The sequence below is a fragment of the Thermogemmatispora argillosa genome (assembly GCF_059696725.1).
In genome coordinates, this window is record NZ_AP019377.1 from 1,404,718 (window position 1) to 1,429,959 (window position 25,242).

The 25,242-nt window shown below is 61.6% G+C and carries 18 protein-coding genes and 2 tRNA genes; 8 read left to right on the plus strand and 12 right to left on the minus strand.

What is annotated here, in order from left to right; genetic code table 11:
* The first annotated feature begins 164 nt into the window (after window positions 1-164).
* Complete coding sequence (locus AC6H1L_RS05460) at window positions 165-704, plus strand: adenine phosphoribosyltransferase (protein WP_297162753.1); 540 nt, start codon at window positions 165-167, stop codon at window positions 702-704.
* 380 nt (window positions 705-1,084) lie between these two features.
* Here the strand turns inward: AC6H1L_RS05460 and AC6H1L_RS05465 are convergent, their stop codons facing one another.
* Entirely contained in the window at window positions 1,085-1,393 is a 309-nt protein-coding gene (locus AC6H1L_RS05465) for a GlsB/YeaQ/YmgE family stress response membrane protein (RefSeq protein WP_497600524.1), read from the minus strand.
* Window positions 1,394-1,684: 291 nt separating this feature from the next.
* On the opposite strand from AC6H1L_RS05465, the gene AC6H1L_RS05470 reads away from it, so the two are divergent.
* From AC6H1L_RS05470 to AC6H1L_RS05480, 3 genes are all read left to right on the plus strand, one after another.
* On the plus strand, window positions 1,685-2,935 hold the full coding sequence (locus tag AC6H1L_RS05470; RefSeq protein WP_497600525.1) for an MFS transporter: 1,251 nt from the start codon (window positions 1,685-1,687) through the stop codon (window positions 2,933-2,935).
* Window positions 2,936-3,537: 602 nt separating this feature from the next.
* Window positions 3,538-5,766 (plus strand): DUF4129 domain-containing transglutaminase family protein, encoded by a 2,229-nt coding sequence (locus tag AC6H1L_RS05475; RefSeq protein ID WP_497600526.1) that lies wholly within the window; start codon window positions 3,538-3,540, stop codon window positions 5,764-5,766.
* Window positions 5,767-5,888: 122 nt separating this feature from the next.
* Window positions 5,889-6,968: a hypothetical protein gene (locus AC6H1L_RS05480; RefSeq protein ID WP_497600527.1), complete on the plus strand. Its 1,080-nt coding sequence runs from the start codon at window positions 5,889-5,891 to the stop codon at window positions 6,966-6,968.
* A 291-nt stretch (window positions 6,969-7,259) separates the two neighbouring features.
* Here the strand turns inward: AC6H1L_RS05480 and AC6H1L_RS05485 are convergent, their stop codons facing one another.
* The 4 genes from AC6H1L_RS05485 to AC6H1L_RS05500 form a co-directional block, all read right to left on the minus strand.
* Window positions 7,260-7,703 (minus strand): hypothetical protein, encoded by a 444-nt coding sequence (locus AC6H1L_RS05485; protein WP_497600528.1) that lies wholly within the window; start codon window positions 7,701-7,703, stop codon window positions 7,260-7,262.
* A gap of 224 nt (window positions 7,704-7,927) precedes the next feature.
* Window positions 7,928-8,013, minus strand: a tRNA-Ser gene (locus AC6H1L_RS05490).
* Window positions 8,014-8,150: 137 nt separating this feature from the next.
* A tRNA-Ser gene (locus AC6H1L_RS05495) sits at window positions 8,151-8,238 on the minus strand.
* A gap of 42 nt (window positions 8,239-8,280) precedes the next feature.
* A complete protein-coding gene (locus AC6H1L_RS05500) occupies window positions 8,281-8,604 on the minus strand; it encodes a hypothetical protein (RefSeq protein WP_497600529.1) in 324 nt (107 codons plus the stop codon).
* Between the two features lie 722 nt (window positions 8,605-9,326).
* On the opposite strand from AC6H1L_RS05500, the gene AC6H1L_RS05505 reads away from it, so the two are divergent.
* Together AC6H1L_RS05505 and AC6H1L_RS05510 are read left to right on the plus strand one after the other, a co-directional pair.
* On the plus strand, window positions 9,327-10,196 hold the full coding sequence (locus AC6H1L_RS05505) for a FliA/WhiG family RNA polymerase sigma factor (protein WP_497600530.1): 870 nt from the start codon (window positions 9,327-9,329) through the stop codon (window positions 10,194-10,196).
* Between the two features lie 662 nt (window positions 10,197-10,858).
* Window positions 10,859-11,083, plus strand: a complete 225-nt coding sequence (locus tag AC6H1L_RS05510; protein WP_052890098.1) for a carbon storage regulator — start codon at window positions 10,859-10,861, stop codon at window positions 11,081-11,083.
* A 209-nt stretch (window positions 11,084-11,292) separates the two neighbouring features.
* Here the strand turns inward: AC6H1L_RS05510 and AC6H1L_RS05515 are convergent, their stop codons facing one another.
* A complete protein-coding gene (locus AC6H1L_RS05515; RefSeq protein WP_497600531.1) occupies window positions 11,293-12,447 on the minus strand; it encodes an inositol-3-phosphate synthase in 1,155 nt (384 codons plus the stop codon).
* Between the two features lie 854 nt (window positions 12,448-13,301).
* Here AC6H1L_RS05515 and AC6H1L_RS05520 point away from each other — a divergent pair.
* Window positions 13,302-14,243, plus strand: a complete 942-nt coding sequence (locus AC6H1L_RS05520) for an ADP-ribosylglycohydrolase family protein (protein WP_497600532.1) — start codon at window positions 13,302-13,304, stop codon at window positions 14,241-14,243.
* 404 nt (window positions 14,244-14,647) lie between these two features.
* On the opposite strand, the gene AC6H1L_RS05525 is transcribed toward AC6H1L_RS05520, so the two are convergent.
* From AC6H1L_RS05525 to AC6H1L_RS05550, 6 genes are all read right to left on the minus strand, one after another.
* A complete protein-coding gene (locus AC6H1L_RS05525) occupies window positions 14,648-15,649 on the minus strand; it encodes an SDR family NAD(P)-dependent oxidoreductase (RefSeq protein WP_497600533.1) in 1,002 nt (333 codons plus the stop codon).
* A gap of 314 nt (window positions 15,650-15,963) precedes the next feature.
* Window positions 15,964-16,902: a GspE/PulE/PilB domain-containing protein gene (locus tag AC6H1L_RS05530; RefSeq protein ID WP_497600534.1), complete on the minus strand. Its 939-nt coding sequence runs from the start codon at window positions 16,900-16,902 to the stop codon at window positions 15,964-15,966.
* A gap of 322 nt (window positions 16,903-17,224) precedes the next feature.
* Window positions 17,225-17,980: a class I SAM-dependent methyltransferase gene (locus AC6H1L_RS05535; RefSeq protein ID WP_497600535.1), complete on the minus strand. Its 756-nt coding sequence runs from the start codon at window positions 17,978-17,980 to the stop codon at window positions 17,225-17,227.
* Window positions 17,981-18,206: 226 nt separating this feature from the next.
* Window positions 18,207-19,094, minus strand: a complete 888-nt coding sequence (locus AC6H1L_RS05540) for a hypothetical protein (RefSeq protein ID WP_497600536.1) — start codon at window positions 19,092-19,094, stop codon at window positions 18,207-18,209.
* A gap of 63 nt (window positions 19,095-19,157) precedes the next feature.
* Window positions 19,158-20,882 carry a hypothetical protein gene (locus AC6H1L_RS05545; RefSeq protein WP_497600537.1) on the minus strand — a complete coding sequence of 575 codons (1,725 nt, stop codon included), beginning with the start codon at window positions 20,880-20,882 and terminating at the stop codon, window positions 19,158-19,160.
* Between the two features lie 779 nt (window positions 20,883-21,661).
* On the minus strand, window positions 21,662-22,096 hold the full coding sequence (locus AC6H1L_RS05550) for a Fur family transcriptional regulator (protein ID WP_497600538.1): 435 nt from the start codon (window positions 22,094-22,096) through the stop codon (window positions 21,662-21,664).
* A gap of 363 nt (window positions 22,097-22,459) precedes the next feature.
* On the opposite strand from AC6H1L_RS05550, the gene AC6H1L_RS05555 reads away from it, so the two are divergent.
* The gene (locus AC6H1L_RS05555; protein WP_497600539.1) at window positions 22,460-25,156 is read left to right on the plus strand and encodes an FAD-binding oxidoreductase; all 2,697 of its coding nucleotides are present in this window, start codon (window positions 22,460-22,462) and stop codon (window positions 25,154-25,156) included.
* Window positions 25,157-25,242 lie beyond the last annotated feature (86 nt).

Here is a 25,242-nt window from a genome sequence, read left to right on the forward strand (position 1 = left end):
GCGCATGAGGCTAATCTCTTGCTGCACAACATACGGAGACCTGCGTTGCCTGATCACTTCTGTGCTAGGCCGGTCGTGGATTCGCTATGCGCATAGAAGCCCCTGGAGAGGCGGCCTGACTTAGTTCTTTGTTGAGGAAGAAGGAAGGAAACGGAGCGCTTAGGATGTCATCGTCATCTGCGTCGGGGCCACTACGGCTGGAAGACTGGATCAGAGATATTCCCGATTTCCCCCAGAAGGGTGTGCTCTTTCGCGATATCACTCCCCTTCTGCAGAATCCCGAGGCTTTCCGCGCCGCCATCGATCGCCTGGCAGCCCACTATTCCGGTGCGGGCATCCAGACCGTCGTTGGCGTCGAATCCCGTGGCTTTATTTTCGGTGCCCCCCTGGCCTATTTGCTCGGCTGCGGCTTCGTTCCGGTACGCAAGTTTGGGAAGCTGCCGGCGAAGACGGTCAGCGTGGAGTACGCGCTAGAGTACGGCACCAATATTGTGGAGATGCACACCGACGCCATTAAACCAGGCGAGCGGGTGCTGATCGTCGATGATCTGCTGGCAACCGGTGGCACCGTCTCGGCGGCAATGGAGTTAGTCGAGAAGCTGGGGGGCCATATCGCAGGGATCGCTTTCCTTGTGGAGCTGACCTATCTGAAGGGCCGAGAGCGCCTCAAAGGCTACGACGTCTTCGCGTTGATTAAGTACTAATAGCTAGCCAGAAAGAAAGAAGGAAATGGTCAGCCAGCTAGCCAGGCAGCCGGACGAAGTGGAGGTGAGAGGAAGGCGCAGCAGGCTGGCGGTCAGCCAGAGAGGCAGAGCGTGGTGTGACGCCGCTGTTTCTCTCCCTTCCGTCTTTCTTCCCGGCTCTCACTCCAGGCGCGTGGGAAGCCTGAACGCTGGCCAGCGCAGCGGTCTCCACCCACTTCCAGGCGTGTAGCGGTGGCCCTTCCCACGCGTCTTACGTTGTGCAAGCGCCGTGCGGTACGGTGCGGTGCGGCGCGATGGACAGGGGGCCGGAGCCTCCCCCCGTTCGCAATCGCGTTCGGTCCGGCGTGACCTGAGCTGAGCCGGGGCGCCTGGTTGACTGTCTAGGGCGAGCGCCTTCCCCCGGCGACAAGCTCGACGAGCAGCAATAGCAGGCAGGCGCCTAGAAAGGCGACCAGGGTCGTACCCAGAAAGCGAAAGGTCTCGTTGATGCCCAGCAGGCTCATTAGAAAACCGCCAATGATGGCCCCTGCCAGTCCGACAGAGATTTCGAGAAGGCACCCCAATCTTCGCCCACGCACTAGCTTCGCCGCCAGAAAGCCAGCGATCAGCCCAGCCAGCAGCCAGGCGAACAGCTCGCCGGGATAGAGGTAGATGTGGCCCGTGCCAGGGTGAAAGCTGATTCCATCCATTGCGAAAGACTCTTGCTCTCCTTCTGCTCAGGTTGCTTGTTCAAGGCCGGAGCCTGCTGCCGCCGCCTGCTGATGGGCTACGCCGGCCCCGGCTCACTGTTGCCACGTCTCTCGCGGATATGATACCCTACGAGGGCATAGCTCTTTGCATCTCTTTTCTCCATTTTGCTCTACGTATGAGGACGACAGGAGTCGCAGACGATGTCTTCTAGGCCCGATCTCTCTCAGGATTCTGCCAACGGTGCGGGAGACGGGCTACAGAGGGTTCAGCAGGGGGAGCGTGGCAGCGGGATGGGAATGAGGCTGGCGACCTGGTTGCAGCTTCCTCGCGATGTCTATCTGCTGCTGTTCTATACCCTCGGTAAGGGCTTCCAGCTCACGATCGGCACGCTTGATATCAATTACTATGCCCATAGCCTGGGTTATCAGCCGGACTTTATCGGGCTGCTGAGCGCAATGCCAGCCCTCGGCTCGCTGGTCAGTGCGGTGCCCAGCGGGCTGCTGGCCGATCGCCTGGGCTATAAGCCAGTGCTGCTGGCCTCGGCCTTGCTGACGCCTCTGTTTCTGGCGCTGATCGGCCTGACCTCAGCGGCTCCCCTGCTGCTGCTGGCCGCCTTTTTCCAGGGAGTGGCCTCGACCGCCTATTGGGTGACGAATGTTCCTCTGCTGATCGAGAAGACCAGCGAGGAGCAGCGTGTAGGGGTGCTGGCTCTCAATAGCTTTTTGTTGTTGGGCGTGGGGGCTTTGGGTAATTTGCTCGGCGGCGCTATCCCCGAGCTGGTGGCCAGCGTGCTACAGGTGAGCGCCAATAGCGTGCTGGCTTTGCGCTGGGGCGTGCTGAGCGCCTCGCTGGTGAGCGGACTTTTCGGGCTACCGCTCTGGTTCCTCCAGGCCTCGCCACCCACGTCTTCCCGCCGCGGCTCGGCGACCGCTCAGAGGCCCGCTACGGCTTCCTCTCGCTCTGAGGCCGGCGAGCGCTTTCCGCTGACGGTCTTTGCTCAGTTGCTCGTGCCCGATCTGATCTTCAATATGGGCGAAGGGGCAGTCATCGCGTTGATTCAGCTTTTCTTCGTGCTGCGCTTCGCTTTGCTGCCAGGTCCGCTCGGGGTGATCTTCACGATCTCCGGCCTGGCCGGCGGCCTGTTCTCGTTGACAGCTCCGCTTTTTGTGCACCGCTGGAGCAAGATAGGCATCATTACTACTGTAATGTATGTCAGCGCGCCCCTGATGATCTTGATCGGCTATTCGCCGATTCTAGTGGTGGCCGTGCTCGGCGAGTACGCTCGCTCGTTCCTGCGCTTGCTCATTGAGCCGGTCTATACGGCCTTCGCAATGGAGCAAGTATCTGAGCGCTATCGCGCCACCTTGAGCGGCTTCTACTCAGTGACCTGGAGCATCGGGTACAGTCTGGGGCCAACGGTGGCCGGCTGGCTACAGACCTATGTGGACCTCTCCGCCGCCTTTCTCTTTGCGGCTATTTGTCTGGTAATCGCTGCTAGCCTGCTACTGGTGGCCTTTGGACGCCGCCCGACCCATGCCTGAGCGCCTCACGCAGAGGGGTGCCCCTGGTCTCTCTTGGTCGCGCCTGGCGCCAGGACGCTGAGGCCAGGTGCGATCAGAGAGAGTTTCTTCCTGTTGCGCTCCGGTCAATGGTGACAGGGAAACCTTCTTTGCGGTATCATTAGGAGAGATGAAGCGAAGGAAGGGAGCCTGCAACACGCAGGTGCCTTTCTCTCCTTTGCTGCTCGCATAAGGGAGAGGCTCTTTTCCTTCTGGCATGGACGGGGGAACACAGAGGAGAAAAGAGCGTAGTCAGGCGCGTAGCCTCGCGCCATGCGTGCAGCACTCAAGGCCGTCATCGGATTCAGCCAGATAGCATCTGTTAGGGACAGGAGCCGCTCGTGATGAAACCAGGTCAGGCCTCTTCTTCTCCTCCTGCGGAGGTTGCTCGACCAGGCGCTCGTTGGGCAACAGGAACAGAGGTGAGAATGGGATCACGGGCCAATGGTTTCCACCCAGCCCCAGGCCTGGCGACTGAGCCTCTGCCGAGGGCACCTGTTGCTCCTGCCACTCCTCTCCCAGCGCGTTCCCCCCGCCTGGGCTTGGCCCTGGCACCAGCAGAGGGCTGGCTGCCTTTGTGTCTGGTGGCGATTGCGCTCTACGCCCTGGTGCTGGCTATGATCTCCGCCGACTGGGTAGCCGGAACCTGGATTCTGCTCTGGAGCGCTCCCTTGGGCCTGCTGGCCGGTTTCTTGGTCGCCAAGAGCCGCTCTTTGCCTCAGCCTCTGCTGCATCTCGCCGCCTTCTTTAGTGGCTATTGGCTGGCTTTCGCGCTGACCGCCGGCGCGGCCCTGCATACTCCCTGGACATTGCTGCTGGCGGATCTACGGGCCTTGCTAAGTAGCGGCACTGGCCCTGGTCTGGCTGTCGTCTCTAGCGAACATATTTTTCTGCTCTACCTCTGCTTCCTCAGCTTCTTTTTAGGCTATCTGGGAAGCTGGTTGACGTATCGCGCGCGCCTTCCCTGGCTGGTGGCACTGACCTACTGTTCTATCATGCTGGTCAATCTGCAGTATAGCCGCCAGGCCTCTCCCTTGCTCTTGCCACTTATGCTCGGCGCCCTCTTGCTGCTCATTGGCCGCCTGCATCTGGCGACGCTGCTTGACGACTGGCACAGTCTTGGCCTCTTCGCTGACCATTCCTGGCTGCGCTCTCTGTTGGGGCGCAATCTGGCGCTGACCTCGCTCCTGGTGTTGCTCTCGCTCCTGCCCTCCTTGTTGCTGCCTCCTTTGATACAACCGAACTGGGGCAGCCAGCTCTGGCAGAATCTGGACGCTCTGGCCGGGACGCTCTTGCATCAGCGCCTGTTCGGCCCGGTTCCCTCCGGCCAGCTCTCCTCACAAGAGGCAACGGTTTTCTTCGGCGAGCGCCTGACGGTCAGTGGCTCGGTCTTGCTGCCAGCGGGAAGCGTGCTGGAGTACAGCGGGAGCGCCGCTCCGGCCTATCTGGAAGCCGTGACCTATAACCAGTTCGATGGTCATAGCTGGACGTCAACTACGCAGAGCCAGGCCAGGCATTATGCGGCGGAGCAGCCGCTGCCCGCTGATACGGCAGACGGTCACTATCGGCAGGTTGTCGCTTACATCCGTCTGCTGCAGGTACCTCAGAGCGCTCGCAGCTACCTGTTCGCTCCTCCTCAGCCGGTCCGTTTTAGTGTACCGGTGACGATTTACGGCGAGCGCTTGCCCAGCGCCTGGGCTCAGCAGGGGTCACTGCGCCCTGGTGAGCGCTATACGGCTGTCGCGCGTGTGCCGGTAGTAGACGCTTCCTCCCTGGCGCGGGTTCCCTTGCTCTCGGTAGACCCCCACTTTTGGCAGAGTGATCCGGCCCTGCCAATTCTGGAGCGTGACTATCTGCAACTGCCCGCCAGTTTGCCGCATAGCCTGATGCAGACAGCTCTGGCGTGGACGCAGGGAGCGCACAACGCTTTTGAGGCCATGCAGTTGCTGGTGAGCCACCTGAGCGATCCGCGCCAGTTTAGCTATTCGATCTCTAATCCTCCGATTCCCTCGCATGTTGATGTGGTGAGCTGGCTGTTGCAGACGCATAGCGGCTACTGCACCTACTACGCCAGCGCGATGGTGGTGATGGCCCGCTTGTTAGGTATGCCCGCGCGTATGGTGGTCGGCTTCAGCCAGGGCCATTACGATGCTGGCCGCCAGGTATGGGTGGTCAATGGCAGTGATGCGCATAGTTGGGTTCAGGTGTATTTCCCAGGTCACGGCTGGATCGATTTCGATCCAACACCTGGCTTTGCTCTAGGCCCGGCATTCTCAGGTACGCCGCTGCCTTCCCCCTCCTCTTCCCCTTCCAACAACGGTGCCACTCCAGCAGGTGGCCAGTCCGATCAGCCAGGCACGGCGGCAACGCCAGCCGCTCACCATACTACCCCTGCTCCTCGCAGTCCTCTTCAGACGGTCTTCTCTTCGCCCTGGCCATTGCTGGCGCTGGTGATTTTGACAGGGTTGGGCCTGCTGGTCCTGGTCCTGGCTACGGTGGCCGCTCTCTGGTGGCGCCGGCTCGATCGCCAGACCAGTCCGGTGGCGCGCCTCTTCTGGCGCCTGTGCCGCTTGGCGAGCCTGGCCGGCCTGCGACCACGCTCCTGGCAGACTCCCTATGAGTATAGCGCTCGTCTGAGCCAGGCGATGCCGGAGGTCGCATCACCGCTGCGCCGACTGACCGAGTTGTTCGTACGCGAACGTTGGGCACCGCCCTATGAGCTACCCGGCTCCTCCGAAAAGGCTGAGCTAGAGCGCCTGTGGCCCCCTCTGCGTCGAGGCCTCCTGCGGCTCTGGCTGCGCCGCTTCATCTGAGGCCGCGCGCTCTCTTCTTCTTTCATTGATATATATAGAACTTTTTAGACATGTTACCAAAGAAAAGGTAGAACGTTCTCCTAGATAGAAAGCACTCTGAGAGCAGCAGCGCAGCAACAAGAATGGTGGTTGAGGACGACGTGGAAGAGGAGAGAAGATCTGAGAGCGGCAGAGGCCAGCTTGAGGCTGGCGGGCGTCTGGAGCGTGTTGCGCCTCTGCCGATAGCTGAAGGGACGTGCGGTTGGGGTCGCCCCTTTCAACTCTACCCTGATCATCTGCGGGTTCATGGGACCGTTTATGCGCTGCGCCATCTGACGCAGATCCGTCCGGTCTATCGCTCTCTCTTGGGCATTCCCTCAGCCCGCCTGGAGCTGACCTTTGGCCAGCAGCGTGTGATTCTTCGCGGTATTGCGGCAGTAGAGGATGTGCGCAGGATGGTGGATTATTTGCAGCGCGCCTGCCCCCAGGCCCGGCTGGTGTCGGCCCCAGGCAGTGAGACAGAAGCTGCTGAGAATGAGACGGCGAGGGGAGGGTTAGACGAGACGACGGCCTCTCTGGCCACAACGGAGACGCCAACGGCCCTCATGCGCGCGCTGGCCCCGGCAAGCTGGCATATGGTGCGTCGCGAGCTGCTGCAGCGTCGTCGTGCTCGCCTTCGAGAGGAGCGCGAGCGGCGGCAGGAGGTCACTCTCACCCAGCGGCCCGGACGCCGCTCGGTTCTCAAGGACCCGCTGCCGCCGGTTCAGGTGCCGGTCCGCTTGGCCTGCGGCGAGCGCGCTTATTATTGCAGTCAGGCTACGCTCTGCAATGAACACCTCCGCCCCTTCGCTCCTCTAGAGGAGGCCATACGCGATCACGGCCTGCTCATCCTGACCGACCGCCGCCTCATCTACCTGGGGCGTCGCTGTCAGATTCTGCTTGGCTATGATCATCTGCTCCAGGTCAGTCGCCAGCGCAATGGGGTTGCTTTCCTGGCAGACCACTGGCGGCGCCGTGAGCTATTTACGATGCGCCGCCCGCTGGAGTGCGTGTTGTGCCTGGAAAAACTGCTCTGGCGCTTTCAGCAAGAGCGCCAGCTCTCTACACTGATGCACGTCGAGCTAGAGGAGCGAGACGAGGAAGGAGCTACCCCACCTGGCCAGGCAGGCGAGCGGTCGGAGCATCGTGCCGACGGCGAGCCGCTGACGCATCTGGAGGAATAGCGCGGAGCGTGAGGAAGAGGAGAGGAGGGGAGCGAGCACCAGCATGCTAGATACAGTGATGGCTCTCTGGAACCGTGGTTGTGCTGCGCGCCTTCTGTTGCTCGCTCTACTGGTTTCACTGATACTGCTAAGCTTCAGTTTGCCGCTCTGGCTGGGGAGTCAGCCAGAGCGGCCCCTGCTTTCGCGCTCCGAGGGCGCGCTCGCAGCGGAGACGCAGGGGCACTTTGCGGAAAGCACCGTAGCGGTGCCCCTACCGCCCAGCAGCGCGCCCTCGGGTCGCGCCGTCACTCCTCAACCGGCGGGGGGCATAGGCTTCCCGCCTTTCCCGGGCTGCACGAGTCCCTTGACCATGCCCCAGCCAGGACCAACGTCCCTACCGGTGGTCACAGCTACCGCATCCCCCCAGCCACAGCCAACGCCGAGGCCACGCCCCAGGCCATCGCCACAGCCAACGCCCTCCCCTGAGCCACAGCCTTCCCCTACCCCGACCGCAGTGTCCACCCCCACCCCGACCCCTTCCCCTGCCCCGACGCCCACGGTCACCCCGATTCCCACGCCCACATCGACGCCTTCCCCTACACCGACGCCGACACCGTCGGCAACGCCAGCCCCCTCCCCAGCGCCAGGGACAGCAACGCCCACGCCGACGCCCTCCCCCACACTCACCCCAGCACCAGCGACACCGGAGGTATCCTCCTTTCTCGGCAGCCCGCCAGCCGTCAGGCGCAGCAGCACAGATCAGAGCACCAGCCTGCTGCTCGTGGAGACTCCCAGACATGGCCCCCACAGGCCATAAGACGCCGCCAGAGATAGCCGCGAAAGAGGTAGAAGTCCCTCCGCGCGGCGCTCAGGAGGCCACCACCTGCGCACCGCGCGGATCAAGTGACCAAAAAAAACGTAGGATGAATGGCATGCCATTCATCCTACGGAGACCTGATCATCTGCTTACAGGACCGAGGCGGAGGAGGTGGGATTCGAACCCACGGGGGCTGTTAACCCCACACGATTTCCAGTCGTGCTCACTAGGCCACTATGAGACTCCTCCGTATTCGACCAAGAACCATGTCAGCCAGCCATCTGCCCCTGCAGCTCCGCCACCCGGAGAAGGCAGGGGCATTAGAGAGACCAACATGGGAGTGACCCGCTTCGCAGAAAGGCGCGTCAGCGAGTCACTGCTTGCGGCGGAGAGAGTGGGATTCGAACCCACGAGGGTCTTTCGGACCCTACCGCTTTTCGAGAGCGGCTCAATCAACCACTCTGACATCTCTCCGGCGCATAGTATATCACACCCCCCGGGCGGCTGACAAGGGGGTTAAGAGGCTTCTTCCTCCACTTCCGAAAATTCGCTGATGGCCCCATGCTCGTAGAGCCAGCGAGCGAACTGCAGATGCGGATCGCCACTGAGATAGGGCGGGATCTCGCCGCTGCTCTGCACGCGGCGGCGCAAGAGCAGCAAGCGCTGAATCTCCTCCTGAAGGAAGCCCGCATCACGCAGCGTATTGAGAGCCTCCGCCTCCGGCTGCGGAGGTTCCCCCTCTTCTAGAGGGTGTTGGCACTGCTCTCGCGCAGCAGGCGACTCATTCAGGCCTGCTTCCCATTCATGCTGCCATTGAGGCTGATCATCGCGTCTCTCCATGATGCGCTCTCTCCTCTCTATCATTCTCTATCTATCTGCAAGCGAAAAGCCGTAAACGGCTCAGTGTACTGATCGACTCTGCCTCTCTTCACCCTGGCACCTGCTGCCCGGCCCGACAGGCCAACCAACCAAAAAAGGCAAGCCCGCGGCCCCCAGCCAGGCCAGGCGCCTCAGTTTGAAGAAACGATAGCCAGGTCCTGATTCACCGTTGTCGTTTAGCTTCTTCTATATGACATCCATATCGGCAGGAAGTAGACAGTGATTAGACCATTCCCGGCCCGCTGAGAGGAGCGAGTGAATCTCAGGACCTTTGGCATAGCAAGGAAGCGACCTCTGTCAGTAGCTCAACAGCAAGCGCTCTCGTACACTCTAGCTAGACAAGGTAGCAGGCAAGCTCAGCAGGCCCACCTGGCAACGCCAGCCAGCCCCGGGTCGAGGGACCAGCGCCCCGAGGCGCCCCAGGCAACTGCCAGCACAGCGATCAGCCTCCTCCCGTCGACCGCCAGCCGGCCAAGTCATCAGCGGAAGCGACAAAGGCAGGCGCTCATGTCGTCTAGCCACTCCGAGCAAGAGCGGCGAGCCGACAAGGGAAGGGAGAGCAGCCGATAGGCAGGCGGGCAGTTCGACCAGATGAGCAACACGATCAGGGTAACCAGCCCAATCAAGGAGAGGAGAGCAAGTTAGCAGGGCGTGACCTCAGTCAGGCAAGGAGATACCTATTGATGACCAGCTCCGCGCATCTGGAAAAGCTCTGGGCCGAGTTCATGCGTACCCACAGCCAGGCACTGCGTCGCCTCTTGATCGAAGCCTATGTACCACTGGTGAAAGTCACAGTTGATCGTCTGGGCATCCCGGCGCGCAGCCTGTTGGAGGCTGAGGACCTCATCGGCTACGGCATGCTTGGTCTCATCAACGCCATCGATCGCTACGATCCTACGCGCGGGATCAGCTTTGAAGCCTTTGCCAGCGCCCGCATCCGGGGCGCAGTGATTGACCAACTGCGAGCCCTTAACTGGTTTTCGCGCTCGGCCCTGCAGCGCATCAAGCACGTTGAGCAGACAATGGCTGAGCTGGAGCGACGGCTTGGACGGCCAGCCCGCGACGAAGAGATGGCCGCCGCCCTGGGCGTCTCGCTGCGACGCTATCGCCGCATGCTGCAGGAGGTGGGGACAGTCATCCTGTCGCTGGATAGCCCGCTCTACGCCCCCGAGAGCGACGGCGAACACTATTCCCTGGGTGACGCCTTGGAGGACCACAGTACCCCCGAGCCCGCCAGCGCTGTCGAACAGCGCGAGCTACTGCAAGCTCTCAGCCTTGCCATCGAGCGCCTCCCTTGTCGTGAGCGCCTCTTGCTTGCCCTCTACTACGTCGAGGGCCTCAGTATGAGCGAGATTGGCAGAGCGCTCGGCATCTCGCAATCACGCGTGAGCCAGCTCCACGCACAGACCCTGCTGCACCTGCGCATTAGTCTGGGGTTACATGAACAGCAGCACAAACGTGGGAGCCGCACAAGTACTCGTTCTACATCAGCACGCGAACACGCCCGGCAAATCGATTCGCTCGCCCATCAGCAAGTCCCCACTGTACCATAGCCTGGATCGTATAGTATCATAAACAGAGTATTATTACGATCCCTGGTTTCCCTGTTGATCGTGAGCGACCTGTTGAGTACGATAAGGGAGCAGGCTTCCTGAGCGGGAAAGCCCGCCCCGGTGTCACACCTTTCAGGGAGGGTACCCAGGTGCAGATCAGGGCTCCGCACGACTCTCAACGACCACGGCGGCTTTGGCCACAGCAGCAGGGCCGCTCAGCGCTGAGACGATGGCAAAGGCGCTGCGGCCCATCAACAGGGATAGGCCCCAACTGCGCGCAACGCCCGGGGAAACAGTGGTTGCTGAAGCACGGTGTACAATCTACAGAGAGGGTAGTTTTATTGCCAGCACGAGTGTGCGCGCAGATCTGCGAGATCGAGCCCCGCTTACTTGTGCGGAAAATCCTGGCGCTGAATCGTCTTTTTGACAATGAGCGTACATTGAGTCTGCACAAGGCGACTCACAGATCGGCGATCAGTTGTGCTCCGTGCCTGTGACAGTAAACGTGCCTACCCGTTTCTGTCACCAGCAACGTCCAGTGTGAGCAGGAAGCCCACTCGCTGCTCGGCATCTCGTCTGTGTTCGGCTTGAAGAGACGCCTGTAAGGTGTCATCTGCAGCGCAGGGACGTCTCGGAAATGCTTCTGGGGAAGGGAGCCTTACATGCTTGTTTTGAGACGTAAAGTTGGTGAAAGTATCATTCTCGGTGGGGTCATTAGCATCTCGGTCCTCGCGGTCGAGGGGGAGCGTGTGAAAATCGGGATCAGCGCTCCGCCAGAGGTGACCATTGTACGCGAGGAGCTGTTACGCTCGGGGCAGGATCAGCACCAGCAGCCAGCGGCTAATGCTTCGACCGTGACGAATGCTCCAAGCGTACAGCGCTCGTAGCGGTTCATCTTTCATCCATTGCTTCAAAGCAAGGTCCCCGGGCCGGCAGTGCCAGCGCTGGCCCGGGGATCGGCCTTCTGTGCGAGGGATCGAGCTGGCCGGCGGGCGGAGCGGCCCGGCGGACGGAGCACCGCTGTTGCGGCTGATCGCCTCTGCCGGGCTTGAGGCTGACAGGGAGTAGCACCCGCCGCCGGCCCGTGCTCGCTGCCTTACTCGCTGGGAGCCTCGACCTTGTAGCCGTTGCTCGGCTCTAGAGCCTCGGCGCGCGCGGCGGCGGCCTCGGGCTCCTCGCCGCGGATAAAGGCCTCGGTCATGGCGCGCGCGATGTCGTCAGGATACTGCACCGGCGGCGACTTCATGAGATAGGCGCTCGGGCCGATCAGCGTGCCACTCAGGCCGCGATCCAGCGCCAGCTTAGCCATGCGCACGGCATCGATGACCACGCCGGCTGAGTTGGGCGAGTCCCATACCTCTAGCTTCAGTTCCAGGTTGAGCGGCACGTCACCAAAGGTGCGCCCCTCTAGACGGATGTAGGCCCACTTGCGATCTTGCAGCCAGGCGACGTAGTCCGAGGGACCAATGTGGACGTTCTCCGGTGGCAGCTCGTAGTCAAGCTGGCTGGTGACGGCGTTGGTCTTGCTGATCTTTTTGGACTCCAGTCGCTCACGCTCCAGCATGTTGTAGAAGTCGGTGTTACCACCGACATTGAGCTGCATGGTGCGCTCTAGGCGCACGCCGCGATCGCGGAAGAGCTTGGTCAGGACACGGTGGACGATCGTGGCGCCTACCTGGCTCTTGATGTCGTCTCCGATCATCGGCAGCCCGGCCTCTTTAAAGCGCTCTTGCCAGTACTGTTCACGCGCAATGAAGACCGGGATACAGTTGACAAAGGCTACGCCAGCTTGGAGGACTTGCTCAACGTACCACTTGGTGGCCGTCTCAGAGCCAACCGGCAGATAGTTGACGAGTACGTCGGTCCCCGTGTCCTTGAGAATGCGGACGACGTCGTCGGTCTTGCCCGGCGCTTTAGTGATGACTTGTGAGAGATATTTGCCTAGTCCGTCGTGGGTCATGCCACGATAGACTTTGACTCCCAGTGGCGGGACGTCGGCAAAGCGGTAGGTGTTATTGGGGGCGGCGTAGATGGCCTCAGCCAGGTCCTTGCCTACTTTGTTCTGGTCTATATCGAAAGCTGCCGAAAATTCAATGTCGCTGATATGGTATCCCCCAAGGGTGACATGCATCAGCCCTGGCACAAAGTCGTCCGGCTTGGCGTTGCGATAGTAGTAGACACCTTGCACGAGTGAGCTGGCACAGTTGCCTACACCGACAATGGCTACACGAACTTTCTTCGATCCTGGCATGATCGTTCCCTTCCTCCTACTAAACTAGCTAGCTGATGGATAGAACGTCTTGCGCCGCTTGACTACTGTGCTGAGCAAGACACGCAAAGATATCCACCTTCCACCCTTCACACTACCCATGCTACGCAGGAGTCAATCCAAATCGTCTGCCTCGTGAATGCCTCTCTGTCTCTGGCTGCCGACGACACTGTTGCCGCCAGAAAAAAAGATGGTGCGGAGAAGAGTGCGAGGATTCCTTTCTCTGGAGGTAGGACTGCTTCCGATTCCCTCTCTGCCAGATGCATGCACCTCCTCACAAATTAGCAGGCTGTCAATATTATACTATTATCTCTGGCCAGGAGAGCAAGCAGCTAGCTCTGCCTTGCGGATCGCTTTGACTGTCGCTGGCTGACGATCGCAGCGGCGCGCAGCCTCCTTCTTCTCGCGCTCTCTCCTCCGCCAAGGCCCTCCCTTGCTACGCTCGCCACGTCGCTCTATGCCTTTGGTGCTTCCTTCTTCTCGCTTCGCTTCTTTCACTTGGCCCAGCACAGCGCCGCCCGCGGCAGACGCTTCCCCTCGCCCGTCTGCCCCGCCTGCCTTGATCACGGGCCGGGGCCAGGCTGAGGGGCCCCTCTCTGATGTTTCTGGTGTGAACGGGTTTTCCCATGTTTTTAAACAGTGCAGGCAGGCTGTCTATTCCCGTAGATTCCATGCACCAAATTCCTCGCTGCCAAACGTTCTGTCTGCGTCAATCTGCTCTCTGGAGCTTGCTGACGATCAATACGGGCGATAAATGTATGGACGACGCGCCGCCATGCTCAGAGAGCAATAGCGCTGTCGCATGCCTTCTACTAGTGCGAGAGAGGAGATGGAGAATGGATCGACGTGCTCGTTATCGCGGCAGTTTGCTCGGTTTGGCCTGCGGCGATGCCGTGGGCACCACAGTAGAGTTTCGCTCTCCCGGCTCATTTGCTCCCTTGACGGATATGGTCGGTGGAGGACCTTTCGGTTTGCAGGCCGGCCAGTGGACCGATGATACGTCAATGGCTCTGTGTCTGGCTACCAGCCTGGTGGAGCGCCAGGGCTTTGATGCGCGTGATCAGATGGAACGCTATGTACGCTGGCGCGATGAGGGCTATCTGTCAAGTACAGGCTACTGTTTCGATATCGGGGGGACGGTGGCCCGGGCTTTGCGGCGCTTTGATGAGACAGGGGAGCCGCTGGCCGGTTCTTCTGATCCACGGTACGCCGGCAATGGTTCGCTGATGCGTCTGGCCCCTGTGCCGCTCTGCTACGCGCGCCATCCGCGGGCCGCGTTGGAGAAGGCTGCTCTGAGTTCGCGGACGACGCATGGGACGGCGACAGCGGTGGACGCCTGCCGTTATATGGCCGGGCTGATCGTAGGAGCGCTGGCGGGGGCCAGCAAGGAGGAGCTGCTTGCGCCTTTCTACACACCGGTGCCCGGCTACTGGGAGGAGCAGCCTCTGACTCCCGAGATCGCCGAGGTGGCGGCTGGTTCGTTTAAGGTGCGCCAGCCGCCGGAGATTCGCGGCCTCGGTTATGTGGTGAAGACGCTCGAGGCAGCGCTGTGGGCTTTCTACCAGAGCACTTCATTCCGTGAGGGGTGTTTGCTGGTCGTGAACCTGGGCGACGATGCCGATTCGACTGGGGCGGTCTATGGCCAGTTGGCGGGAGCTTTCTATGGTGAGGAGGCCATCCCCGCCGAGTGGCGCGCCAGGCTGGCGAAGCGCGAGCTGATCGAGGCGCTGGCCGATGCCCTCTATGAGCTATCCGAGCGTATCCAGCCGGAATCCTGAAGCCTGCGCGAACAGGCAGGAGGAAAGGGAAGATCCGCCCCCGATCACTCGGGGATGAGCGAGACGCTCGGCTGACGTTTATCAGGGGACCGGCTAATGCATTGGATGGCTGGCTTGACTGCCATCGTGCTGCTTTTGGCAGGCGGTAATGGATTGTGGCGGCTCTGGCGCGGCATGGCGAGGCGCTGGGTAAGGTGGGGCTTCTACCGCTCTCTTGGCCTGCCAGGCTGTGGCTGCAACGCTGGCGGCGAGGCGAGGCGAGGCGAGCGAGGTCCACAGTGGACGCTGCCAGGCCTGAGACGGCGATCACCGGCGTGGGCCAGTGGGCTACCCTTGCTTTCTTGCCTGCTTGCCTCCGCCGGCAATCGCCTCGCTCCCTTTGCCGCCGCGTAGCCCGGCCTGGACTAGGCCCGGGCCTGGCTCTGGCGGAAAAAGTCGACCGTTTGCCTGATGCCCTCTTCTAGCGAGACCTGCGGCTCCCAGCCTAGCAATCGAGCGGCTTTGCTGCAATCGAAGTAGGCGAGCCGGATGTCGCCCGGTCGCTTGGGGGCGCGCTGGATGGGGGCCTCAAAGCCGATCAGCTTAACGAGCTGGCGGTAAATCTCATTGACCGAGGTAGGCCGTCCCGTAGCGATACAGAAGACGTCGTTGTCGCCGCGCTCCAGGGCCAGCAGGTTGGCGCGAGCGACATCGCTGACAAAGACATAATCTTTGGCCTGCTCGCCGTCCCAGTCGATACGCACACTCTCCCCATTGAGAAAGCGACGGGCAAAGATGGCGATGACGCCCGCTTCGCCGTTGGGGTCCTGGCGTGGACCGTAGACGTTGCCGTAGCGCAGGATCGTGTAGGTCAGGCCGTGGGCCTCGTGCCAGTAGCGCAGGTAATGCTCACCGACCATCTTAGTGATGCCGTAGGGCGACTCGGGCCGCTGCGGCGTCTCCTCGTTGACGGGAAGCTGGGGCGGCGTGCCGTAGGTAGCCGCCGAGGAGGCAAAAATGATCTTGCGTACGCCGACCTGCGTGCAGTTCTGCAGAATAGTGAGCAGACCAAGGACGTTGACCCGGGCATCGAGGAGCGGATCGCGCGCGGAGACGGCGACACTGTGTTGGGCGGCGTGATGACTGACGACGTCGGGCCGCACATGCGCGAAGAGGTCGCGCATGGCCTCGGCATCGGTAATATCGGCGCGGAAGAAGTGGGCCTGGGCGGGGATATTGGCTAGCTTACCGCCTCCTTCGCTCCAGAGGTTATCGACGATAAAGACCTCATGGCCAGCCTCCAGGTAGACATCGACCAGATGGGAGCCGATGAAGCCCGCGCCTCCTGTAACCAGAATCTTCATGCTGAGCCAGACATAGACGCCCTGCCCGGCTCCAGCCGTGCCAATGGCGCAGCGGTGAGCCACGGGCCGGCGCCTCTCCTCCTTCTATGATAACGCTTGTAGCTGCGAGCTTTCCGACTGACTTGCTTGCTTGCTTTCCTTGCTTGTTTCTTGAAGCTGCCGTTTCACTGGCCCTTGGCCGGGCAAGTGAGCCAAGCCATCAGCCGGTGATGCGGTCCTCTCTATCTTAGCAAGCGCAGGACAGGCCGTCAAATTTAGCCTGCGGCTGAGGCCATTTGCTGCAGGGTAGCTGCACCTGGTCAGGTCGGAGACAAAAGGGCGGGCCCGGCCCCGCTGGAGACTGCAGAGCGGCAGGAAATGGATCTCAGCGGCTGCCGCTAGCGTCTTTTAGAGGAGGCAGCGCTCAGGCGCTCCAGGGCCTGTTGTAGCTCGTGGGGAGGCGTCAGGACAGGAAAGATCTGCAGTCCTGTTTCGCGCCGCAAGCGCTCTAAAATCGCCTGGTGGTTGCTCCCATCAGCCAGAGCCACGGTCAGCGTTTTGCGCGCGCGCCCGATCGGACAGCAGTGCAGCTCATGAGCAAGGTGAGGACTGATCGCCTGGCGAACGCTGGCAGGCACACGCCGCGGAAGTGGTGCCAGGTAGGGGATACCGAGCCGACGCGCCTCCGCCAGCAGCTCTTCGCTGAATTCCGAGGTGAGCGGCCTCCAGTGCTGCTCTTGCTTCTGAGGCTGCCTGCGCGGATAGTCATGCTCAGCCGGGGGGGCCGCTGGTCCGGCAGCTTCTCCAGCTTCTCCAGCCTCAGAGGGAAGCTGAGCTGAGCTAAAGGGAGCAGTCAGCACCCGACGCGCGCCGGTCACTTCGCGGAGCACATCGAGCAGGTTCTGGCTCTCCGCCCGTTCAATCGTCCGGCCCCCCACTGCCAGGGCGGTGAGGTCCGCCAGTTCATAGGCATGCAGTGAACCGACTCGCGAGCAGAGCGCCCACCAGAGGCGCTCTTCGACCGCCATACGGCCCCGCTCGTCGCAGTTGGGCAGGACAACATAGCCGCGATGCCCCAGGACAAAGACCCGGTCTGTTTTGCGCACCAGTGAGCGCAGAGCTGCTAAGAGGCGACGGGTCGCTTCAGCGCGTCTCTCGCCCGGCAAGCGCTGGCCAGCGAACGTGAGCGTAATCACCACCAGCCCCAGCCGGTCGACCCCGGCGGTCAAGAGTTGTTTCAGCTCTGCAGCAAGGATGCGCAGGTTGCCAACCTGCACATAAGTCGCCCCGCTGCTGGCCGCGCCCTGCCAGACCGGTAAAACCACGCGGGTGCTCATCTCTCTCAGCTCCTCTGTCGGCCAGGCACCACCCAGGTACCACAGCCGGCGAAACAGCTTCCCCCTATGCCACCGTTGCTCTCTCCCGCCGCCCCTCTCAGCTCGCAAAGCCGGCCCGCCTGGAGCCTGGCCTGGGTCTCGCTTGCGCTTCTCATCGAGCGCGATGGATGCTCTGGCTATTACTGTACTCTGTATTCAGAAGAAAGGAGACATCGATCCGGTTGCGTTCTCGTTAAAACTGCGCCCACGTGGTTAAGATCAGTATTCTGGCCTCTTGCTCTTGCGCGTCTGCGGGCGGTGACTGCGCGGGTGTCCTTCGTTATTAGAGCTTACGATAGCTGCCGATGATGTGGACGCGCGCCCCGCGCAGCGGTTTCCAGTCCAGCACTTTCTCCAGTATACAGGCGAAGGCAAAGAGCAGGCGGTTGAAGCTGATATAGCTCGGGTCCCCGTTTAGCAGGAGCTGCTCTCGCTCCAGGCCGACGGCTCGGGCCAAACGCTCAAGGCGGCCTGGTGAGTTGATGCGGTAGTAGACGCGGTAGGTATCCTGGCGCTGGCGTCCATAGAGCTTCTGCGTGAGCTGAGCATGAAAGCGATGGGGAACACTCCGAATGAGCCACACGTTGTAGTTCCAGACGTTGGGTGTCAGGAAAATAAAGCGGCCCCCGGGCTTGAGCACGCGCGAGATCTCACGAAAGACCGGTTCGGGTCGCTCCAGATGCTCCAGAACCCAGGCACAGGTTACCAGGTCGAAGGTCCGATCGGCAAAGGGCAGAGCCTCCGCCCGACCTACTACTTTATGGCGTATGATGGTATTCCTGGCCAGGGCCTCGGCGTCAGGGTCCAGGCCATAGATATGGGGCGTGCGCGCATAGACAGCGCCCAGAAAATCAGCGTGGCCACAGCCAATATCAAGCACCCAGGTTTCAGGCCCTACAACGCGCTCGATCAGCTGAATATAGAGGCTGAGGCTATCCTGCCACCCCGGCTTGCGTAAGCGATATTCGGCCCGATAGCGCTCCTGTCGATTGGGAAAGTGCGCAGCCTTGAGGGCCTCCTTTGCAGGCACAAGTACCACGCTTTGTCACCTCCCTTCTTTACGCTGGCCTGATCTTTTGATCTCAACAGCTTGCTCTGCACGAGCACTCCTTGCCCGGCTTCCTGAACAAGTAATACGCTTGGCCAGCGGCAATGAACGCGGGCTTTTGCTGGCCTCCCTCTTTTTTCTCGTCTTGTGCAGGGACAGGGAGGAGCCGCTCTGCCGCTGGCTACCGACCAGGTCGGCTCTTCGGGATGCCGGCCACTCATTCGCAGGATCTTTTGTCGGGAGGCACAGGTGTCGCCCCGAGAAGCGCATCGACGCCAAAGGCTTCACGGATGGTGCTGAGTGGCTCCCAGAGGCCTGCCAGCGAGTGCTGGATCAACTCGCCATGCTGAGCGATGTCTATCAGAAACACAAGCTGCTCTCGCTCTGTGCCCGCTTCCTGTTGCGCCAGTCCTGGTAGCAGCTCGCCGAAAATGGCTCCTGCTTCTTGGAGCAGGAGAGCGAAAGTCTGGTCAAGGGAAGCCGCGCTGTCTGCAGACAGTGAGCCAGGACTTCCAAGTTGGAGGGCCAACGGAGGCAGGCGCTGATAGCTTTCTTGCCAGCTCGTGAGCTGCTGTCTGAGCCACAGTGGACAGCAGCCAGGCGACGGCGCTGAGGCAATGGTCGGCAGAGCGTGGGCGGGGCCAGTGAGGGCAGAAGCTGTTGTAGCATGCCTGCTATCCAGGAGGTCCAGCAGGGTGTCGCTGGCGCTTGCCAGCAGCCGGCAGGAGAGATCGCAGTGAAAAAGATCACGACTAACTTCGCCCAGGGCGAGCCAGATCGCGTGACGCGCCGGCAGATAGTCCGGGGGTATGAGCCCCTCGATGAGCGGGCGAGTCGTCTCGGCCAGGGTCGGTAAGCGCTGCAGATAGAGGGTGGCGAGTTGCCGAAAAAGGTGATGCAGGCCCACCAGCAGAAGTTCCAGCGCTTCGGTCCGCTGAAGACCCTGCTCCAGGCGAGCCCTTACAGCCGCAAGAAGGCCAGGCAGGCCGCTCTCTTGTTCTGCGCCTTCTAAGCTATTGCTCGCCCGGTGAGCTGCACCAGCCGGCCAGAGCGTAGCGGCGGGCCACTCCCTCGCCAGCCTCGGTTTGGCCTGGCAGTCTTCCATGCTTCCAGCTCCTCCCTGCAGCTAAATAGCGCACAATCCCCATATATATTGTATGATTGCACGCTACAGCCAATACTTTTCTTGTTCTGAGCTGGCGGGATCAGCCGGCCATGAGGGCCGCTCAAATGGCAAATGCTCGGGGGGGAAGCTCCCCGCTGACTCCCCCGTGACCGGCAGAGCGGGAGGGAAGAGCGGAGGCAGCGCTGTAGAGCTGCTTACGGGCATCGATGGCTGAGGCGACTGAGGCGGCTCAGCGAATTGGCGCAGGCCTGTCACGGCCAAGAGTCGTTCAATTTGCGGTATCCCTTCGCACGAGGCGGGGATAATCAGCGGTTCACCGGAAGGACAACGCTCCAGCGCGGCGCAGAGGTCTTCCAGCGCTGTACGTAAGAGCTGGTTATGCTCATTCCACAGCTCTAAACGCATCTCACGATCAGCAATCTGGTTCAAACTGATCGCCAGGGGTTTGAGATCGTCCTCCGTCGGTTCAAGACGCGCTGCCAGATTACCGGCGGCGAGTTGCGCCAGAACCTCGCGGAGGCGGGCTAGCTGAGCCTCAAGCGCATTGCTGCGTCGACTGGCGCTGTATAATTGGGCCTCAAGCTGCTGGATCTCTTGCTGGTAGCTCCCGAAGAGCAGACGAGCCAAAGAGCGCTGCTCAACCAGGGTCAACAGGAGGCGCAAGCAGACTCCACAGATGGCCAGGCCAAGTAGAAGCCAGCCCGTGAAGAGGTGTCGCTGCCCGCTTTGCCAGGCATTCCAGGTCAGAACAGCGCAAGAGGCAAAGAGCAGCAGTGAAGGTAAACAGAGCACAAAGGGGAGAGTCGCAATGCGGCTGATATCCTCCTGGAGGGAGCGTCGGCTGAGCTGCTGGCGCAGAGGCCCGTGACTGGGGGCGAGCGCAGGCGTAGCGGTCCCTTCGGGGTGGCATCTGACGACACGCCTGAGATAGGCGGCCAGCCCGCAGAGCAACAGCCCTGTGTCCATCATTGCCGCCAGCTCTCTTTCGCGCCAGGCAGGTGCTCCAGGCCAGGGCCAGGACCAGGCCGAAGCGCGTCCCATCAGGAGATCAGCGAGAGCATAGAGCAGGAGACCGGCGACCAGGCAAAGCAGGCTGGCACGGCGTGGGGGCAAGCGATAGGGGAAGGCGCCGATTGTTCCCAGGCGGAGCAAGAGCAAGAGAGCGGCCCCGATGACCAACAGGTCAACCAATGGTCTGATCAGCTCCTCCCAGAGAAGGGGGCCGAGGCTGCGAGGCCAGTCCAGGGCTGCGACGATCCCCAGGTTCCAGCTCAGTCCCAGGAGAGCCAGGAGCGCAACGACGACATCTAAGATGAGGAGAAGACGCTCACGTCCGGCACTGGCAGCGGGCCAGAGAAAGAGCGAGAGCCAGAGCAGCAGGGCAAAGGCCAGAGGGCTGAGCTGGTGGAGAAGCTGCAGGGATGAGGCCGGCAGCGCACTGGCCTGCCAGCCAAGGCCTGCGGGCGGGGCGGCACTCAGGAGCTGCCAGCCGACCCCAACGGCCTCTAGAAGCAGTCCGATAGCTATACAAAGCCAGGCCACTCGTTCACGCCTGTCCCAGGGCAATAAAGCTTTTTCCGCTGCGGACCGATCGGAAGCCAGCGCCGCACCAAGGCTTAGCGCGCCGGCAAGCAGGAGTACCGACAGCGCCACTGCGGCGGTCGTTAGAGGGAAAGGCAAGAGAGGCAACGGCAGCAATACCAGTGCCAGCATGATCAGACCCAGGCAGCTCACCACTCCTGTGCCAATGCGCGCCCGATGACTCATGGCTCATCACCTGCCCGAAATAGGAGAAACTTTTCGTACGCTCTATGCGATTGTGCTACGCTACTCTGGTTGATTGTAGCAGGGTGACAACTCTTCAGCCAGGGCTAACGCTGGGGACTTCTAAACGCAAAGTCAGCCTTGGGAAGGCGAAGCTGTCGTAGCGGTGACGCCGCCGGTAGCGCGGATAGCCAGGCTGCCCGCCACTCTTCACCCGTCGAAAGCAGGCCTGAAACGCTTGTCAACACACGGCGCAGCCCATCTTGGTATGAATAAATAGCCCGATATGTTTCCCCCTCTAGCCCTGGCTTGATTTCTGCACGGCCTTTCAGCAGCCGCATCAACCGATGTACCTTGCGCCGCTGCTTGGGACACCAGACAGCTGATACTTGCAAGAGCGGCAGGCCTTCCAGTTTGATCTGTAGGCTTGTTTTGTGCTCATACGGACATTACACAGCAACGTGCAACTTAATGTCAAACCATCCATCCACGCAAGCCCCAAACAAGGAACGCTCCTTCTCTGGTTTTACGGCACAGTTCGATAAAGGCAACGACTGCGCGACGGATAGCCCTTTTGACTTAGCCAGAAGAGGTAAAAACAGTCAAGAAAAAAGAGAGAGGCCCTGCATGGCGGAGACATGAGCCTTGGAAGGAGAACGGAACGGCGCAGGCAGAGCGCGCTGCCCACTTCGGACAGGGGAACAGAAGGGAGGCAGCGGTCTGGAGCTTGCTTCGACCAGGCCTGGAGGGAAGAGAGCGGTCGGCTAGCGGTGCTAGCGGTGCTAGCGGTGCGCCGTGCAATGTGCACAGCGTCCAAAGAGCGTAATCGAGTGGCCTTCGATAGCAAAGCCGGTCTGCTGACCAATAGCCTTGAATTGCTCTGCAGGCAGACAGATATCGACCTCGACAACGCGATGGCACTGGGTGCAGGTCAGGTGATGGTGATGACGCTCCCCACAGATCCGGTAATGGTGCGTGCCATCGGCAAACTCGATGCGATCGAGCAGGCCCGCATTGACCAGAATCTCCACGGAACGATAGACGGTGGCCCGCCCGAGGCGTGGCTCTTTCTTGCGCAGCGACTGCCAGAGATCATCGACTGTAAAGTCGGCGCCCGCGGTTGCAAGCTCGATCAAGCGCTCTTCTACGAGACGAAGAGGCGCCGTCCTCCGTTGACGTGCCTCGTTAAATGCAGCGCGGATCTTCTCGGCTAACAAAAAGCTTCCTCCTCAGCGTCTACTAGCATGTAGTGTACCACTTCCGGCGGCTTTTATCCAGTCTCCAGACGATCGGCTACCAGGCTGTAATTAATGAAGCCATCGCAGGCGCGATGATGCAAGGTCAAGGTGGAGACGGCTTCAGGCCTGCGGGCACCTGAGCCGAAGCCGTCAGTCTGGCTGCTATGCCGCCGGGTGCGCTTGCGAAGGGTTTCGCAAGCTGCTACAATGTGAACTATTGCAGCAGATGCCTATCTGCCAGGATTCTCAACATGCTCCACTGGAGACGGAACAGATAGAGAGGTCCGAGGAGAGAGCGATCTATCGACCTGGCCCAGGAAACAGGAAGGGGATGCCAGAGCCATGCTAGAGGAGCGAGCGCTTGCGGCCCTCACAACCCTTCTCTCGCCAGATCAAGTCTTCACCGATGCCACGGCCCTGACCGCCTACGAAGCAGATGGCGGCCTTGACCGCGGGCGACCCGATGCGGTGGTTTTTCCGCGCAGCGCCGCCGAGGTCGAGCGCCTGGTACGCTGGGCGAACGAGTATGGGATACCGCTGATCGCGCGCGGAGCCGGCACCGGTCTTTCTGGCGGGGCTGTCGCTGATCGTGGCGGTGTGCTGGTCGCCTTCTCGCAGATGCAGGCCATCATTGAGGTCGATCCCGTCGGGCGCCGAGCCGTGGTGCAGCCAGCAGTGATCAATTTGGCCCTTGATGAGCAGGTCAAAGCCTATGATCTCTATTTTCCACCCGATCCCTCCAGCCAGCGCGTCTCAACCCTGGGCGGCAATGTGGCGGAAAACTCGGGCGGACCGCATTGCTTCAAGTACGGAGTGATGACCAACTATCTGATGAGTCTAGAGGTCGTGCTGGCTGACGGGCGTCGACTGCGCCTTGGTGGCCCCGCCTGCGACTACCCGCTCAGCGATCTTTGTGGTCTGCTCTGCGGAAGCGAGGGCACGCTTGCCCTGATCACGGCTATTGGCGTGCGCCTGGTGCGCCGCCCGCCCGGCGTGCAAACTCTGCTGGCGACCTTCGATTCGGTAGAGCAGGCGGGCCAGGCGGTCTCGGCCATCATCGCTGCTGGCCTGATTCCGGCGACAATGGAGATGATGGATCAGCAGATCATCCAGATGATTGAGCCATTTGCCCATGCCGGTCTGCCGCTGGAAGCGGGTGCCGCACTGATCGTCGAAGTAGACGGCTACCCCGCCAGCCTGGCGGAGCAAATGGCAGAGATCAGCCGCATTCTGCTGGCTTACGGCGGACATGATTTGCGGTTGGCGCGCGATGAGGAGGAACGGGCTCGCATCTGGCTGGCGCGCAAGAGCGCCGCTGGAGCGGCGACCCGCCTGGCCCCCGCCTACTATACCGTCGATGTCACGGTGCCACGCAGTCGCCTGGCCGAGATGCTGCAGCGTGTGAACGCCATCTGTCAGCGCTACGCCTTGCGCACCGGCCACGTTTTCCACGCAGGCGATGGCAACCTCCACCCGATGCTGTTGATTCCTGACCCCGATGATCCTGCCTTGCTGGAACGCGTGCGCGAGGCGGGGCGTGAGATCGTACAGGCCTGCGTGGCCTTCAATGGGAGCCTGACCGGCGAGCATGGCGTTGGAATCGAGAAGCGTGAGTTCATGCCGCTGATGCATACGCCTGCTGAGTTGAGCGCCATGTGGGACGTGAAGCAGGTCTTCGATCCCCGTAACCTGCTGAATCCTGGCAAGATCTTTCCCCAGAGCGGGGCCCAAGCCTGGATGGGGCTGGGAGCATCAATGGCCCTCCCGGCGATGGAGCAGCCCGTGGCGCTCCCGTCTGGCGAGCTAGTTGCTCCCGAGAGCGACGAGGAAGCGGCCCAGGTTCTGGCCCAATGTACGGCGCAGAGTCAGCCCGTGCTGCTTATGGGTGGGAAAGAGCCGATCCAGGCGCCTTTCCGCTTGATGGACGGGGCTGGCCTCTTGCTTACCACGGCGCGCCTGCGCGGCATTCGCCACGATGCTCCTGACGACTTGTTTATCACAGTTGGGGCCGGTACGCCGCTGGCGGAAGTTCAGGCCTGGCTGGCGAGACGCCGACAACAGGTGGCTTTGATCTCGCCCTGGCCAGAGGCGACCGTTGGCGGACTGGTGGCTGCCAACGTCAACGGCCCCAGCCGCCTGCGCTATGGCGCCTTACGCGAACAGGTGCTCTGTTTGACGGTGGCTCTGGCTGACGGGCGCCTGATCCGTACAGGGCGCCCCCTGACCAAGAATGTGGCCGGCTACGACCTGACCAAGGCCTTCATCGGCTCCTATGGAACGCTGGGCCTGCTGACGAGCGTTACTCTGAAGTGTTGGCCCCAGCCGCGTCTGCGTCGCAGTCTGCTGATCCCCGTCGAGGATGTGCGTCACGGTCTGCTCTGGGCCCGGCAGTTAGTGCCGCTGAATCTGGTAGCTTCGGCTCTCCTGCTCTGCCACGGTAGCCGGCTCGCCGGACGCTACAGCCCGCGCTTGCAGGCCGCTCCCTATGTGCTCGTCTACAGCGCCGAAGGGCTGGCCGCCGACGTTGAGAGTGAGCTGACGGCAGTTGTCGCCGTGCTGCAACGCCTCCAGGCCCCTGAGCCGGTGATCTGCGAGGAGCTGAGCGGTGATGACCTCTGGTGCGAGCTGTTACGCGGCGAGGGGGAGAACGGTCTTAGAGCAGGGGAGAGCTATGGAGATCGGACGGCGGCGCCGTTGGTGGTGCGTGTCGGTCTGGCTGCCCGCGATTTGCCAGGCTGGCTGCTCGATCAGCGCGGGCTGCTGGAGGGCTGTGACTGGGTGGCTGATCTGGCGGCTGGTCTGCTCTATGTCGTGACTCCACAGGCGGCGGCCCAGACGGCCAGGCTGCTGGAGGACCTGCGCACGGCTGCACAGGCGGACGAGGGCTATGCCGTGGTCATGGATATGCCTCGCCCTTATGACTCTCTCGCTGTGTTCGGCCCTCCATCGCCAGCGCTGGAGCTGATGCTTGGCCTCAAGCAGCGCTGGGACCCACAGGCGATCTTGAATCGCGGTGTGCTGCTCCCAGTCCGCCGCTAGGCTGGCAGAGGGTGGGCCGCGCACCTTTCAACAAGCAGACAGGCAGGAGCATGAAAAGAAGCTTGGGGCGAAGAAGGACGGGAGGC

Bases quoted from the DNA above. Each gene is read 5' to 3' on its own strand.
- AC6H1L_RS05460 (WP_297162753.1), top strand. From the start codon at position 165: ATGTCATCGTCATCTGCGTCGGGGCCACTACGGCTGGAAGACTGGATC.
- AC6H1L_RS05515 (WP_497600531.1), bottom strand. From the start codon at position 12,447: ATGCCAGGATCGAAGAAAGTTCGTGTAGCCATTGTCGGTGTAGGCAAC.
- AC6H1L_RS05540 (WP_497600536.1), bottom strand. From the start codon at position 19,094: ATGGAAGACTGCCAGGCCAAACCGAGGCTGGCGAGGGAGTGGCCCGCC.
- AC6H1L_RS05500 (WP_497600529.1), bottom strand. From the start codon at position 8,604: ATGGAGAGACGCGATGATCAGCCTCAATGGCAGCATGAATGGGAAGCA.
- AC6H1L_RS05505 (WP_497600530.1), top strand. From the start codon at position 9,327: ATGACCAGCTCCGCGCATCTGGAAAAGCTCTGGGCCGAGTTCATGCGT.
- AC6H1L_RS05555 (WP_497600539.1), top strand. From the start codon at position 22,460: ATGCTAGAGGAGCGAGCGCTTGCGGCCCTCACAACCCTTCTCTCGCCA.
- AC6H1L_RS05470 (WP_497600525.1), top strand. From the start codon at position 1,685: ATGGGAATGAGGCTGGCGACCTGGTTGCAGCTTCCTCGCGATGTCTAT.
- AC6H1L_RS05510 (WP_052890098.1), top strand. From the start codon at position 10,859: ATGCTTGTTTTGAGACGTAAAGTTGGTGAAAGTATCATTCTCGGTGGG.
- AC6H1L_RS05545 (WP_497600537.1), bottom strand. From the start codon at position 20,882: ATGAGTCATCGGGCGCGCATTGGCACAGGAGTGGTGAGCTGCCTGGGT.
- AC6H1L_RS05530 (WP_497600534.1), bottom strand. From the start codon at position 16,902: ATGAGCACCCGCGTGGTTTTACCGGTCTGGCAGGGCGCGGCCAGCAGC.
- AC6H1L_RS05465 (WP_497600524.1), bottom strand. From the start codon at position 1,393: ATGGATGGAATCAGCTTTCACCCTGGCACGGGCCACATCTACCTCTAT.
- AC6H1L_RS05480 (WP_497600527.1), top strand. From the start codon at position 5,889: ATGGTGGTTGAGGACGACGTGGAAGAGGAGAGAAGATCTGAGAGCGGC.
- AC6H1L_RS05520 (WP_497600532.1), top strand. From the start codon at position 13,302: ATGGATCGACGTGCTCGTTATCGCGGCAGTTTGCTCGGTTTGGCCTGC.